Below are 13,570 nucleotides of genomic sequence, written 5' to 3'. Positions count from 1 at the left end.
CCATGGGCACCGCTGCGTCCTCATTCCTGAATCCGATTGCGGCCGAACTGGACGGCGTGGGTATCAGGCCGACGGCGCAAGCACTAATGCGCCGCGCCAAGCAGCGGCGCCAGATCCAGGGAATGATCGGCGCCAGCTATGTCGTCGATGCCGCGGTGCTGATGCTCTATGCCTATGCCGGCACGATCCCGCTCATGATCGGCCCTGCCTTTGCCGCCTGTGGCCTGACCTTGACCGCCTGCAGCATCACCCTCTCTGAACTCGGCTTCAACGAGCGCTTCAAGGACCATTATCTGGTCGCGCCGCAGTCGACCACCAACATGATGATCATGCTGGTCTTCACCTGGATCGCGCCCGAAGTCGGCGTGATGTTCCTGTGCACCCTGTTCGTCGTGTTCAGCTTCAGTTCGCTGCGCTCCACGCCGCGGCAAACGATGATGATCTGGACGGCGATGGCGCTCGGTCTGTCCGGGCTGTTCCTGCTGACCGACAAACCGATCGCGATGCCGCACGGCAGCTATCTCGAGCGCGTTGCCACCATGCTGGTGTTCATCCTGACCATCGGGCGCTGCATGTTCGTCGGAATGTTCTCCAGCTCGATGAAGCAATCGCTCTATCAGAGCGGGCAGAAGCTCAAGGAAGCCTACAAGCGTATCGAAGAGCTCGCCGAACTCGATGAACTGACGGGATCGTTCAATCGCCGCTGCATCATGCGGATGCTGGACGAGGAAATCGCCCGCGCCGGCCGCAGCGCATCGCCCTGCTCGATCGCGCTGATCGACCTCGACTGGTTCAAGCGCATCAACGACGGCTATGGCCACCCGACCGGCGACGAAGTGCTCAGAACGTTCGCGATCACCATGTTCGCCAATATCCGCGGCGTCGACCGGTTCGGCCGCTATGGCGGCGAGGAATTCCTGCTGGTGCTGCCCGATATGGCCGCAGACAATGCCATACGCGCCCTGGACCGGCTGCGCGCGATTATCGCCGATCTCGACTGGAGCGCATTCTCGCCCGGCATGAAGGTAACGATTTCCGCAGGGGTTGCGACGCTGAGGCCGAACGAGACCCCGGACAGTTTTCTCGCGCGCGCCGACAGCGCGCTCTATGCAGCCAAGGCACGGGGACGCAATCGCATCGCCAGCGCCTGACATTTTCAGTTTCCGGTGACGGAGAAGCCATCACCGCCATACACTCCAGGACAGAGTCATGAGTTCGAAGTCTGCTACCGCCCCCGGAAACCTGCTCGACGAGCTGCAGTCCACGCTCGCGCACGGAACCGTCGCGCGCCGGGTCGAGACCCTGCGCCGGGTAACCGATCTCTTTATCGACGGCGTGGTGGATTATTCGGACGAACAGATCGGGCTGTTCGACGATGTCTTCCAGTGCCTGATGGATCACATCGAGACATCCGCCAAGTCGCTGCTTGCCAACCGTCTCGCCCCGATCGACACCGCGCCGCCGCTGACGATCCGGACACTGGCATTCGACGACGTCATCGAGGTTGCCGGACCCGTGCTTTCTCAATCGGCGCGGCTCGACGACAAAACCCTGATCGAAAATGCGCGCAGCAAGAGCCAGGCGCATTTGATGGCGATTTCGACGCGAAAAGTGCTGAGCGGCGCGGTAACCGATGTGCTGGTGCAGCGCGGCAACGACGAGGTGGTCCAGAGCACCGTCAACAATCCAGGCGCGGAGTTCACCGAGCGCGGTTTTACGCGGCTGGTCAACCGCGCCGAGGGCGACGATAACCTCGCGACCTGCGTCGGCCTCCGTCCGACCATTCCGCGGCACCTCTATTTGAAACTGCTCGCGAAGGCGTCCGACATCGTGCGGCAGCGGCTGGAAGCCGCCAACCCGCAGCAGGCGGGCGAAGTGCCGATGGCGGTCAGGGAGGCGACGCGGCGCGCGCGCGCCCGCCCTCGGCGATCACCCGGAACACCGAGATCGCCCACGCGCTCGTCAAGTCGCTGCACGCGGACGGACGGCTCGACGAATTTCAGGTGGCGTCATTCGCCGATGCCGGCAAATTCGACGAAGCCAACGCGTCGATCGCGGCACTCGCCAACGTGCCGGTGACGATTGCCGAGAACATGATGATCGAAACCCGGGCCGAAGGCGTGATGATCCTGGCGAAGGTCGCGGGGCTGTCGTGGTCGACCGTGAAATTGATCATCAACATGCGCGACGAGCTGTCAGGCGGCGACCCGACCGACCTCGCGGCTTGCAAGGACACCTATGAGCGGCTGCGGCCGTCCACCGCACAGCAGGTGCTGCGCTTCCACCGCATGCAGCAGAACATGCCGGCGGCGTGAGCTGTTAAGTGCAGCGTCGTCCCGGCGAAGGCCAGGCGAAGGCCGGGACAACGAAAAATCAGAACCTCAGCAGTTTCGATCCGGCCAGCGCGCCGATCGCCGTGACCAGCGCGGTTGATACCGTGTACCAGGTCGCAACGAACACCGGTGAATCATCCGTGCAATGCGACGCATAGAGCGTCGCCGCCAGTCCTGCCGACAACAGCCCGGCAACGGCGCCGGCGACCGCAGGCCGCGCCGGTGCGCCGTGACGCAGGCCGATCAATGCCCCTGCCAGGATCGGCAACGACATCAGCGGAATGGCGGTCATGCATACCCTGGAATTGCTGCCGACGAGCCGCGTCATCATCGGCAGCCGCTGCGGCATCATCATCTCGCCTACGATTCCTGCGGTCAGGATTCCGGCCGGGATCAGCAGCAGCCAGCCCCAGCCGCGCAATGAGGCCTCCGGCCGCGACAGATGCAGGCTGACCACCATCGCCGAGATCGCCAGCGCCAGCGTCACCGCGAACTTCAGGTCGAAGAACGGGTTGCGCATCGCAATCATGACGTCGGGCCGGACGCCGAGCTCGGTGAAGAACATCAGCAACGAGACCGGAGCCGCGGCAAGCAGCGCCAGCATGAGCGCAAAGCCGACCGGCCGCGCGCGGGACGAATTGTCTGCGGCAAGGGTTCGAATGAGCTGATCGGTATCCATTCTCACTGTCCCCGTAACTTCGCCGTCAGGCTGGCGAGGCCGCGATGCAGCGCCACCCGCACCGCGCCTTCGCTCATCGCAAATTTAGCAGCCGTATCCTTGATCGAGGCGCTGTCGACCGCGATCGCCTGCAGCACGTCGCGCTGACGGGCCGGCAGCGACTGCAGCTGGGCGGCGACCTCGCCCGCCGAAGCGGTCTCGGCCACCGCCTCGCCCGGCATCGTCTCGGCGAAATCGTCGATATTGACGAAAATCCGTCTTCCGCGCCGGCGCAGCGCATCGATCAGCTTGTTGCGGGCGATCGCAAACAGCCACGGGGCGAACGGAGCGCTGGCGTCCCAGGTATGCCGCTTCAAATGCACTGCCAGTAGAATGTCCTGCACGATGTCCTCGGACTGATCGACCGGTTGCCCTGCCCGCGCCAAGCCGCGCCGCGCCGCCGCCCGGAGCACCGGCGTGACGGCCTTGAGCAGGCGATGATACGCCGCATCGTCGCCTGAAATGGCCGACCGCATCAGGCCGGTCCATTCGTCCTCAGTTTCGCGCACGCGCGCTCCCACATTGCAATTCGGTCGATCTTTCAATTTGTTACGTCGGAACCCGATTATCACGAAGTCGTGATCGAGGATCCCTCGGCGAGATGGTCGAACGGCCCCTCGGGGAATCGAGACAGCCAATTCCATCCTGGCAGGCTCATAACATCGATTGCGCCGCCTCGCACCCGCCGCCGCCACGGCGGAAGTCCGCCCGCAACGAGCCAGGCGCTGTTGCCCTGCTTTCGCCCGGTCCAGCCCGAAGATTCCCTTTTTTTGCCCCGCTGTGGACACGCAGCGGGGTCTCATTTCGCCTTCGGGGACGGGCAAATGGGGAGATTGCCACATGAAGATCAAAGCCAGCGGGCGCTCGGCGTTGATACTGGCGACAGGACTGTTCGTGTGTTTCGCGGCGCCGTCGCAGACAATGGCAGCCAGCGCCGACAGCGCGGCCACTATTTTGAAATCGGACGGCGCAACGGCCGGCAATGCCGTCAAACCGAGCACGCGGCACTGGAAACGGTCCGCGCATCGCAAGGCCCCCTCGAAATCCGAGGAGACCAGGAAGGCCGATGTCGCCGACGCCGCCGGCAATGCGCCCGCCGCGATCCCGGCTTCGGTCGCCAACGCCAACGCGCAGTTGACGTCCGCTGACGCCCCCGCCGACAGCGCCTGGGCAATGTCGGCGAAGGCCAGCACGATGCTGATGGCCACAACCGACAGGCCGGCCGACGCTCAGGCCGCCCCCGACGCTGAGCTGGTCGCCTCCGATGAGCTCAACGATGTCGATCGGGCATTGCAACAGAGCCCGCTGCCGTCAACCCAGACGGTTGCGATGGCCAACGCGAAGGCTGCGCCCGCCGCCCGGGTGTTGGCCTCCGGCAGCGACAGCTCGACCTGGGATCAGACGTCGCTGATCGGGAAGATCTTCATCGCCTTCGGCGCCTTGCTGACGATGGCCTCCGCCGCACGCATGTTCATCGCGTGAGTAGTTTCGTGCCCCGGCGCAGCGCGTAAGCGTTGCGCTGCAGAGCCGGGGCCTAAAGCAGTGCAACGGAATTATGGGTCGCGGCTCTGCGGAGCAGCGCAAAAGCGCTGCACCGCGTCCGGGACAAGGTTTTGTCCCCCACTTGAAGCCCATCCCGGCAGCAGGCACATTGCCCGCGAAATCAGGCACCGGGGTGGACCATGGCTACATTCGAATACATCATCGTCGAGAGCAAAGGCGCGGTCGGCGTTATCACGCTGAACCGCCCGAAAATGCTCAACGCGCTGTCGTTCGGCGTGTTTCGCGAGATCGCCGCCGCCGTCGATGACCTCGAGGCCGACGACAAGATCGGTTGCATCCTGCTCACCGGCAACGAAAAGGCTTTTGCCGCCGGCGCCGACATCAAGGAGATGCAGCCGAAGACCTTCATCGACATGTTTTCCAGCGATTTCGCCGCTATCGGCGGCGACCGCGTCGCCCGATGCCGCAAGCCGACGATCGCGGCCGTCAGCGGCTATGCGCTCGGCGGCGGCTGCGAACTTGCCATGATGTGCGACATCATCATCGCATCCGACACCGCTAAATTCGGCCAGCCGGAAATCACCCTCGGCACCATCCCCGGCATCGGGGGCACCCAGCGGCTGACGCGCGCGATCGGCAAATCCAAGGCGATGGATCTGTGCCTCACCGGACGGATGATGGATGCCGCGGAAGCCGAGCGCTCCGGCCTCGTCAGCCGGGTCGTGCCGGCGGACAAATTGATGGAAGAGGCGCTGTCGGCTGCGGAAAAGATCGCCTCGATGTCGCAGCCGGCCGCCGCGATGGCCAAACAGGCCATCAACCGCGCGTTCGAGACGCCGCTGTCGGAGGGCATGAACGTCGAGCGCAATTTGTTCCACTCGACGTTTGCGCTGGAAGATCGCTCCGAAGGCATGGCGGCGTTCATCGAAAAGCGCAAGCCCGTGAACAAGAACAGGTAGGATTGTTCCTTTTCGTCATTGCGAGCCAACGGGTCGCGCTAATGCGCGCCCGATGACAGGCTCCGCGAAGCAATCCATAGCGCCGCAAAGAAAGTGTGGATTGCTTCGTCGCTGCGCTCCTCGCAATGACGGTATTCCCCGTCAGTCCTTGCGGCTCCGCACCAGCGCCGCACTGACCAGCGCGCGATAGGCGCGCTCGGCCAACGTCACAGGCTTGTCGAGTCCGAGCCGCGTCAGGCATTCGCTATCAGCCGCATCCTGCTGCCGGAAAAGCCCCCGCCACAACAATCCCGGCAGCCGCAGCGGCGTGCGTTGCGCGTCCTGCAGCACCTGCAAGGCCGGGATCAGCCGCTGCTCGGATTCGGTGAAATCGCTGCCGAACGGAAACGACGGCAGCAGGCCGGCTTCGCGCGCAGGCTTCAGGGCCTCGGCGATCCGCTCGGGAAAATTCTCGCGATGCGCGGCCGGAATTTCAAAATTCTTCGGCAGCTTGCCGGCATCCTTGGCGAGGCGCGCAAGTTCGGCCTGGAAGCGGGAATCCGTCACCTGCAGCATCGCCGCGATCACGTCGGCGTCGGATTTTCCTTTTGTATCGGCAACACCGTATTCGGTGACGAAGACGTCGCGCAGATGCCGCGGGATGGTCTCGTGGCCGTAGTTCCAGCGGATATTCGATTGCGTCCTGGCGCCGGCCGGCCTCGTCGCCTCCAGGGCCAGCAGCGAACGCGCGCCGGCAAGCGCGAACGCTTGCGCCACGAAATTATACTGGCCGCCGACGCCGCTCACCACCTGACCGTCGTCGAGGCCGTCGGAAATCGCGGCCCCCATCAAGGTCGCCATCATCGCATTGTTGACGAAGCGGGCGTCGACGCGCGCGCGACGCTTGGCGGCCTCGTCACCGTAGAGCTCGTTGGTGAAGGACACCGGCATCATCTGGATTCGTGCGAGCTGGTCGGGCGGCATCTCGCGCAACGCGCGATAGAACGATTTCGGCCCGAGGAAGAACGCGCCGTGCAGCATCACGCCGTCGACGTCGCGCTTGATGATGCCGGCGTCGATCAGGCCCAGAAACGCCTCGAACAGCATTTCGCTGACGCCATAGAGCCCCTTCTCGAACGGTCCGGTCTCCAGCGCCGAGAGCTGCTCGTTTCCCCGCGCAAGCCGCTTCATGATGGCGTGGAATTGCGTGTTGTCGCGATGGCGGACCACCAGCCCCTGCGCCAGCGCGTCGCCGACCTGCCCGATGCCGATCTGCAGCGTGCCGCCATCGCGCACGAGGCCCGCGGCATGAAGCCCGATGGCGTATTTGGTGTCGCTGATCGGCTCGGCGGGCGGCGCGAACAGCGGAAAGTCGGTCTCGGGGCTGTCGAGTACCGCGGAAAACTCTTGCCCCGGCAGGTCGCCCAGGCCCGGCATGAACGGCAGTTCGGAATTGACCTGGCCGATGAGTTTGAACGACGCCCGGCCTTCGGCACGGGCGCGCAATATATCCAGGGTGGTATCGGTGTTGCAGCTCAGGCTATAGCGCGCGGCGCCATCGACGACGCGCCTGGCCACCAGCTGGGTGACGACATTGAGCCCGCGCGCCAGCAAATAGGACGCGGCGTGGGTATAGTTCGCGGAGATGTAATGCTGCTGCGCGAACGGCACATGCAGCCACCGGCCCGCCAGGAAGAAAAACTCGATGATCTTGATGTTGGGCGGCAATGCGCCGGCATGCAGCGCGTCGGCGTAGGCGAGATCCGGATAGCTTCCGAACAGCCGGTCGATCACGGGCCCGATAAAACGCCGTTCCAGCAGGTTGTTCGGTTTCGGCTTTTCCAGCGTCAGCGCGGAAAAGAACGTCAGGTTGATGGAGCGGTCGGCGGCGGCCCGGGCGTAGAGCGCATTGACGATGTGATTGGCTTTGCCGAGACCGAGCGGCAAGCCGACCACGAGGTTGGTTCCGACATCGCGGATGACGTCTTCCGCGATCGCTTCAGGGTCGGAAAACAGCTTTGGCATCAAATGCGGACCCGTGGCACGACTGCATGGCCATCCGCCCTGGAATCGGACGCAGCCGCTTGGGAGCTATAGCGCATTTATGGCGGCTGTTCGTCTGTGACGAACCGGCAACAGCCAAGCACTGAATTGATGTGCGGATGTCGCGCGGCCGTTTGCCTGTGGCGGCGCCGCCCCCTAAACAGGTAAATGTGTCGAGGTTGTCGGCGGGGCCGGACGGCCAGGGTTGTTACGGGATCACATGGTTGGGCGTGCCGCTAGAATTGGCCACGTTGGAAGGCGCGTGCTTCGATCGGGCATTTGTCTTGGCGTGCTGATTTGCGCCGCGTTTGCCGCGCCGGTGGCTTTAAGTTTTGCCGCTACCGCGGCTCGGGCCGAGGGCCTCCCGGAGGCGCTGGCCAAGGCCTATCAGACCAACCCGCAGCTCAATGCCGAACGGGCGCGCCAGCGCGCCACCGACGAGAACGTGCCGCAGGCGCTGGCGGGTTATCGACCCCAGATAATCGCCAGCCTGAGCGCCGGCTTGCAGGCGGTGCGCAACCTTCTGCCCGACAATACGTTCCAATCGGCGACCCTGAAACCCTGGACGATCGGGGTGACCGTGACGCAGACGCTGTTCAACGGTTTCAAGACCGCCAACAGCGTGCGGGTGGCGGAATTGCAGGTGCGGTCCGGCCGCGAGGCGCTGCGCAATGTCGGTCAGGGCGTGCTGCTCGACGCCGTCACCGCCTATACCAATGTGCTGGCCAACCAGTCGCTGGTCGAGGCGCAGCGCGCCAATGTGGCGTTCCTGCGGGAAACCCTCGGCATTACCCAAAAACGCCTCAACGCCGGCGACGTGACCCCGACCGATACCGCACAGGCCGAGGCGCGCCTCAACCGGGGCCTCGCCGATCTCAACGCCGCCGAGGTCAGCCTCGCCATCAGCCAGGCGACCTATACCCAGGTGATCGGCAACCCGCCCGCGCAGTTGCGCCCCGCCGAAACCGTCGACCGCTATCTGCCACGCAGCCGCGACGATGCCACCGGCCTTGCCTTCAAGGAGCATCCGGCGGTGATGGCGGCGGGTTTTGACGTCGATGTCGCCTCGACGAGCATTCATGTTGCCGAAAGCAGCCTGATGCCGACCATCACCCTGCAGGGCAGCGCCAGCCACAGCAGCGATTCTGACCCGACACTGAGCACGTTCAGAACGGACCAGGCCTCCGTGGTCGGTACGCTCACGCAGCCGATCTACGATGGCGGCACCGCGGCCTCGCAGACCCGGCAGGCCAAGGAAGTCGCCGCCCAAAGCCGGCAGGTGCTCGAGCAGGTCCGCAATCAGGCCCGCACTGCGGCGGTCGGCGCCTGGGTCGCCAATGAAGGCGCCAAGATCGCGGTAGCGGCGTCCGAATCCGAAGTCCGCGCCGCAGGGGTCGCGCTGGCGGGCGTGCAGAAGGAAGCCGCCGGCGGCCAGCGCACCACCGTCGACGTGCTGAACTCGCAGCAGGACCTAATCTCGGCCAGGGCGCGGCTGATCGGCGCGCTGCGCGACCGCGTCATCGCCTCCTATACGCTGCTCAGCGCCATCGGCCGGCTCGACGTCAAGACGCTCGCGCTCAATACGCCCGACTACCTGCCGGAGGTGCACTACCACCAGGTGCGCGACGCCTGGCACGGATTGCGTACGCCGTCGGGGCAGTAGGTCGGGTATTTCGGCAATCTGAAGGTTGAGAGGCCAGGCTTGCTCGGACCCTCCGCGGCCAATCGAACATTTATCAGTGCATCAACCTCCCGCCTGCGACGTCGATCGTGGCGCCGGTGATCCACGAGGCACTTTCCGAGGCGAGAAAGAGTGCGGCGGCGGCAACGTCAGCCGGAATCCCAAGCCTGGAAATCGGGTGCAGGGCAGCAATCTGCGATCTTTTCCCTTCAGGCATATGCAAAGCTGTGCGTTCGGTGAGAATGGCGGAAGGCGAGAGGCAGTTGGCGCGAATATTGAAGCTACCAACCTCCTGTGCCACATGGCGGGTCAACATGATTACGCCGGCCTTTGCAGCAGCGTAAGCCGGGGAAGCTGGTGAGGAGGACCGGCCAGCGGTCGACGCCATCGTCAGAATAGAACCCGACCGTCTCACCTTCATGCCGGGAAGGAATGTCTTCAGCGTCAGAAACGTCGCGGTAAGATTGTGATCGATACCAGACCGCCAATCGCTCTCGGAGGTCATTTCGACTGGCGCGGGCATGGCAGTGCCGCCGCCTGCGAATGCGACAAGAATGTCTATTGGCCCTAAGCGCTTTTCTGCATCACTCCGCGCACGCTCCAGCGATTGCGCATCTGTGCATTCCGCTGGGATCGCTGCCGCTTCGGCGCCTGCCCCCCTCAATTCAGCCACAACTTGGTCTAGCGCTTCTTCGTTGCGTCCGCTGACGGCAACCTTGACGCCATTATCTGCCAACCAGCGACAGGTCTCAGCGCCGATGCCACCAGATCCACCGGTAACGAACGCTATCTTTCCCTTCAGATCGGGGTACGTCGGCTTGCTCAAAGGCTGTCTCCATTTCCTAAAAGAAACGCATCGATGGGCAACGACGAATCGCGAACCGATGCTGGTCATACTGAAGCGGTTCAAAACGCAATTTTGAGTGCTGCTTGGCCTCCGTAGTCGTCGCCGCCCCGGCGGCCGAAGGTGCTGTTCGCAAACACCTGAACCAACATCCGCGAATTTATGGTGCCTGATACGCCGCCTGCGACGCGCCCATAGACGTTTTGGGAGTTGCCGTCGTGGATATTCAAAGTATTGACGATGATCGGAGCGGAAGTCGCGCCGTATTGGATAAGTCGGCTATCTCCCAAAACGTCGCTCTCGGCGGTCAAATTGATGAACGGCTCTAATCTGAACGCAGGCAACGTGCCAGGAAAGCGGAATTGCGCACCAGCGCTGACAACGAGCGCCTCCCTGGTCTGCTTGCCTACGCTGAGCGTCAGTGCAGCGTCGCCGCTCTCGGTGTAGTTATCTACCCGGGTGCGTCCATAAATCAGTCCGGCGATCGGTCCGGCGCGACCCCCAGCGAAATCGAATAGCTTACCGACCTTGCCGCCGACGGCGAGGGTGGTGCCGTCCGGGCTCGATGAGATTAGATCGAATACTCCCGGCCGGATGTTGTGATAATTCTGGAAGCCGACGATGCCGATGCCTTGCGCGAAGAAGTTGGCACTGGTCCAGCCGCCGTATAGGCCAAATTGATAAGAGTCGGTATCAGTTTTGGTTCGTCCGTCACCCAGCACAATCGTTGGTTTGGAATAGTTGAACGCCGCGCCGACAATTGCATTGGCGCTCAGTTGATATTCCGCGCCGACCGAACCACCGAAGGATGTGAATTTGTAACCCGATGCCGTCGCGGTGCTTTGCTGGTCGCCACCGCCGCCATCGACCGAAATATAGACCGAAACAGGCGAGCCAACCGGTGGCTGTGCCGGCGGAGCCTTGGCAAGGGGCGACGGGTAGTACGCCATCGCTTGCTGGAAACCGCCGCTTTGGGCGGTGCCGCCGAACATGTCGAGGCGGGCGAACAACGATTGGGCGAATGTCATCTCGACCATCGCGCCGGTTTCCGCCTGCGGCCCAAACGTCATTGGCGCGTTCAGTCGGTTGATGATGTACTCACCGATTACCGCGAAACCATGTGACGTGAGGTGAGTATCGTCTATGTAAAAGAGGTATTTGAATTGCTCTGCGCTATTGCCGTAGCACGCCATCGTACATGCCCCAGCGCTGGTAAACCCGTAGATTGCCGGGTTCGATCGGATTTTGTTCAGGATAAGGCTCGTGTCTAAATACTCGACGCGAACGCCGGTGGCCGCGACGGAGGAAAGGCCCGATTGTATGATCGAGTTGGCGGTCCGGTTGAATGCCGAGGCGATCGGGGCATGCACCGGATCAGCCGTAGCCAGGGGAAACGTGCCGGTATCCAGCGCAGTGAATACTATGTTGCGAGCTCCAGCGGCCACCAACGCATTGATCCCGACCAACGTTTGCGTCGCGGCATAACCCGCTGCCGCGGGCACGCCGGCCATCGTTCCGCCGATCCCGCTCGGAAAAAAGCCTCCCGGCGGCGAAGCATATTGGAGCGCGTCGTTGGCGGTAACATTCAGAAGGACCAGATCGGTGGGGGCAATTCGCAAGCCCCCCGGACCAGCGAAAAGTCCCCATTGTTGCGCAAACCCCGGCTGGCCCGGCTGCGCATTGGTATTGTCGGTCTTCGCGCCGCCATAGGCAAAGTTCAATTGATTTGCTTGCGGGATGCCCAACAGAGTCGAAACCGTATCGACATAGTTGGTCCCGCCGCTGAAGCGTCCGGTCGAATAGAGACCAACATAGTAGGCCAGATAGGCAAACTTGACGGGATCCGACTTATAGAGATCCAGAAGCGGTTTGATAGCGTTCCCGGTATCGGGAAAGCTGTCGCCGAACGCCACCGTCCTCGTGAATGCAGTCTGAGCTTTGGCGGACTCAAGACAAAATGCCGCCGATGCCACCAGAAATACGGCGATAGTCACTCCGCAACTGCGCGGTGCAGTGATTTTACCCCGAGCCATAATTTCCCCCACGCTGTTCGTTGACGTTTCAAACGGCGGGGATGATGATATTAACTAGACTTATTGTCTACTTAAATATTTGCACAATTATAAGCGATTTGTGCTTTTTGTTGACCATCTCAGGGTCATTCAGACAATATGTCTATTCAATGTTGGGCTTCGGCGACGAAGAAAAAAAGCGGCGCACACGCCACACGGGTTCGCGAGGATGGCGGTGTGGAGGTCGCCTGCGCATCGGCCACGCCGCCAGGCAACGCGTTGTGGCGTTGACCGAAAGTTCGCCCTACCTTGTTCGCCGAGGATTGGCCAAAACCGAGGAGTCTTCATTATTTCGAAGCGGCTTTGACTTGGCGAAACAGAGCGACCGGATAACGGCTTCGACCAGGTCGAGCATCAACGCTTCCACCTCGGCCTCCGAGCGTTCGGTCGCTATCAATTGACCAATAAATTCGTAGCTCGTCATTCCGTAAAGCGCATCGATTAGATCGTCGGCGCGATGGAGCGTCAGTTTCTGAGCAAGGCGACCAACAATGACGGCTATGCCGCGGCGGCGGCGCTCCGATCGAGCCGTCAATCGCGCTGCCGCTTCGTCATCCGCTAATTCACGCGAGAGGCGCGGCCAAACTTCTCTCTGCGCGATCCAAAACCTAACAAAAACGGACGTGAATTTTTTCAACGCCTCCACAGGATCTGGTTCTGTGAAGGCCTCAGGCAAAACACCCAACCCCCCTTCGTTGGCGATCGTGTCGAAGACAGCTTCGAGCAGACTCCCCCGGTTCTCGAACTGTAAATAGACCGTTGCGCGCGCCACGCCCGCCTTTTTTGCCACCGCATCCATCGAAAACGGCGTCCGACTACTGCGTTCGCTCAATATCTTCCGAGCTGCCGCAATTAATTGAGAGCGGGTATTTTCCGCTTCCGCCTTCCTGCCGCTGTTGTCGTAGATCCGCTTAGCCATATGCGACGTCGTTCATCGTCAAACCTTCGAGTTGGAATTACGGTGCACTTAACTCTCGATTCGGTTCGGCGATCTATATGGCCCGCCTCCGACGCCATGAAACACCCGATCCCGGTGTCCGTCCATCAAACCGGCAGCAATTCCGTCGCTCGAAAACGCTGATTTATCGAGCCGATTCAACGTGATTTGCCCTGTCCAGACCCTCCAACAAAAATATTCCTCTTCCCATCTCCCCCCAAATCAAGGGCATAACTCCGCCGTCTCATTCCGCTCGAGGGGCGTCGGCCGTCGTCACGAACGTTGGGATGAGATGCGGTGGACGCAGCGGCGTCGGGCGCGAACGAGATCGCAGGGCGGGTCTCCCGTGAGCGACCATCGCGCGCCAGACGAACGGCGCTGAGGCGTACGGCAAAACCGTGTGGTCCTGGCACCCGTTGCTGGTGTCAAGTCGGCGGAGGTTTTGTGAATCCAACCGGGTTCGGAAAAACCTTCAATCCGCCAACGACGGTGACAACACGA

The 13,570-nt window shown here is 62.4% G+C and carries 10 protein-coding genes and 1 pseudogene; 5 read left to right on the top strand and 6 right to left on the bottom strand.

The genetic code is table 11. The features are described from left to right. Window positions 1-2: 2 nt before the first annotated feature. Together NL528_RS16745 and NL528_RS47110 are read left to right on the top strand one after the other, a co-directional pair. Entirely contained in the window at window positions 3-1,151 is a 1,149-nt protein-coding gene (locus NL528_RS16745; protein ID WP_309184928.1) for a GGDEF domain-containing protein, read from the top strand. Between the two features lie 58 nt (window positions 1,152-1,209). Further along, window positions 1,210-2,315, top strand: a pseudogene (locus NL528_RS47110) (DUF2336 domain-containing protein). A 58-nt stretch (window positions 2,316-2,373) separates the two neighbouring features. Here the strand turns inward: NL528_RS47110 and NL528_RS16730 are convergent. Together NL528_RS16730 and NL528_RS16725 are read right to left on the bottom strand one after the other, a co-directional pair. Then, a complete protein-coding gene (locus NL528_RS16730; RefSeq protein ID WP_309183787.1) occupies window positions 2,374-3,012 on the bottom strand; it encodes a DUF1109 domain-containing protein in 639 nt (212 codons plus the stop codon). 2 nt (window positions 3,013-3,014) lie between these two features. Then, window positions 3,015-3,560, bottom strand: coding sequence for a sigma-70 family RNA polymerase sigma factor (locus tag NL528_RS16725; protein ID WP_309183786.1), 546 nt, complete (start codon window positions 3,558-3,560; stop codon window positions 3,015-3,017). Window positions 3,561-3,891: 331 nt separating this feature from the next. On the opposite strand from NL528_RS16725, the gene NL528_RS16720 reads away from it, so the two are divergent. Both NL528_RS16720 and NL528_RS16715 read left to right on the top strand, forming a co-directional pair. Further along, a complete protein-coding gene (locus NL528_RS16720) occupies window positions 3,892-4,533 on the top strand; it encodes a hypothetical protein (RefSeq protein WP_309183785.1) in 642 nt (213 codons plus the stop codon). A 200-nt stretch (window positions 4,534-4,733) separates the two neighbouring features. Further along, the gene (locus NL528_RS16715) at window positions 4,734-5,513 is read left to right on the top strand and encodes an enoyl-CoA hydratase (RefSeq protein ID WP_309183784.1); all 780 of its coding nucleotides are present in this window, start codon (window positions 4,734-4,736) and stop codon (window positions 5,511-5,513) included. 141 nt (window positions 5,514-5,654) lie between these two features. Here the strand turns inward: NL528_RS16715 and NL528_RS16710 are convergent, their stop codons facing one another. After that, on the bottom strand, window positions 5,655-7,517 hold the full coding sequence (locus NL528_RS16710; RefSeq protein WP_309183783.1) for an acetyl-CoA hydrolase/transferase C-terminal domain-containing protein: 1,863 nt from the start codon (window positions 7,515-7,517) through the stop codon (window positions 5,655-5,657). A gap of 238 nt (window positions 7,518-7,755) precedes the next feature. On the opposite strand from NL528_RS16710, the gene NL528_RS16705 reads away from it, so the two are divergent. Next, window positions 7,756-9,198, top strand: a complete 1,443-nt coding sequence (locus tag NL528_RS16705; RefSeq protein ID WP_309183782.1) for a TolC family outer membrane protein — start codon at window positions 7,756-7,758, stop codon at window positions 9,196-9,198. Between the two features lie 73 nt (window positions 9,199-9,271). Here NL528_RS16705 and NL528_RS16700 read toward each other — a convergent pair whose 3' ends face one another. The 3 genes from NL528_RS16700 to NL528_RS16690 all read right to left on the bottom strand — a co-directional run bounded on the left by NL528_RS16700 (window position 9,272) and on the right by NL528_RS16690 (window position 13,051). Beyond that, complete coding sequence (locus NL528_RS16700; RefSeq protein ID WP_309183780.1) at window positions 9,272-10,042, bottom strand: SDR family NAD(P)-dependent oxidoreductase; 771 nt, start codon at window positions 10,040-10,042, stop codon at window positions 9,272-9,274. Window positions 10,043-10,122: 80 nt separating this feature from the next. Then, window positions 10,123-12,054, bottom strand: coding sequence for an autotransporter domain-containing protein (locus NL528_RS16695; RefSeq protein WP_309183779.1), 1,932 nt, complete (start codon window positions 12,052-12,054; stop codon window positions 10,123-10,125). 322 nt (window positions 12,055-12,376) lie between these two features. Beyond that, window positions 12,377-13,051 (bottom strand): TetR/AcrR family transcriptional regulator, encoded by a 675-nt coding sequence (locus NL528_RS16690; protein WP_309183778.1) that lies wholly within the window; start codon window positions 13,049-13,051, stop codon window positions 12,377-12,379. Between the last annotated feature and the right edge of the window lie 519 nt (window positions 13,052-13,570).

It is taken from the genome of Bradyrhizobium sp. Ash2021 (assembly GCF_031202265.1).
Classification (GTDB): Bacteria; Pseudomonadota; Alphaproteobacteria; order Rhizobiales; family Xanthobacteraceae; genus Bradyrhizobium.
Note: the sequence above shows the minus strand (reverse complement) of the source record. Positions and strands in the feature narration are given on the sequence as shown.

Excerpts from the sequence above, each read along its gene's own strand:
- NL528_RS16745 (WP_309184928.1), top strand. The coding sequence starts at position 3 with ATGGGCACCGCTGCGTCCTCATTCCTGAATCCGATTGCGGCCGAACTG.
- NL528_RS16730 (WP_309183787.1), bottom strand. The coding sequence starts at position 3,012 with ATGGATACCGATCAGCTCATTCGAACCCTTGCCGCAGACAATTCGTCC.
- NL528_RS16720 (WP_309183785.1), top strand. The coding sequence starts at position 3,892 with ATGAAGATCAAAGCCAGCGGGCGCTCGGCGTTGATACTGGCGACAGGA.
- NL528_RS16715 (WP_309183784.1), top strand. The coding sequence starts at position 4,734 with ATGGCTACATTCGAATACATCATCGTCGAGAGCAAAGGCGCGGTCGGC.
- NL528_RS16710 (WP_309183783.1), bottom strand. The coding sequence starts at position 7,517 with ATGCCAAAGCTGTTTTCCGACCCTGAAGCGATCGCGGAAGACGTCATC.
- NL528_RS16705 (WP_309183782.1), top strand. The coding sequence starts at position 7,756 with ATGGTTGGGCGTGCCGCTAGAATTGGCCACGTTGGAAGGCGCGTGCTT.
- NL528_RS16690 (WP_309183778.1), bottom strand. The coding sequence starts at position 13,051 with ATGGCTAAGCGGATCTACGACAACAGCGGCAGGAAGGCGGAAGCGGAA.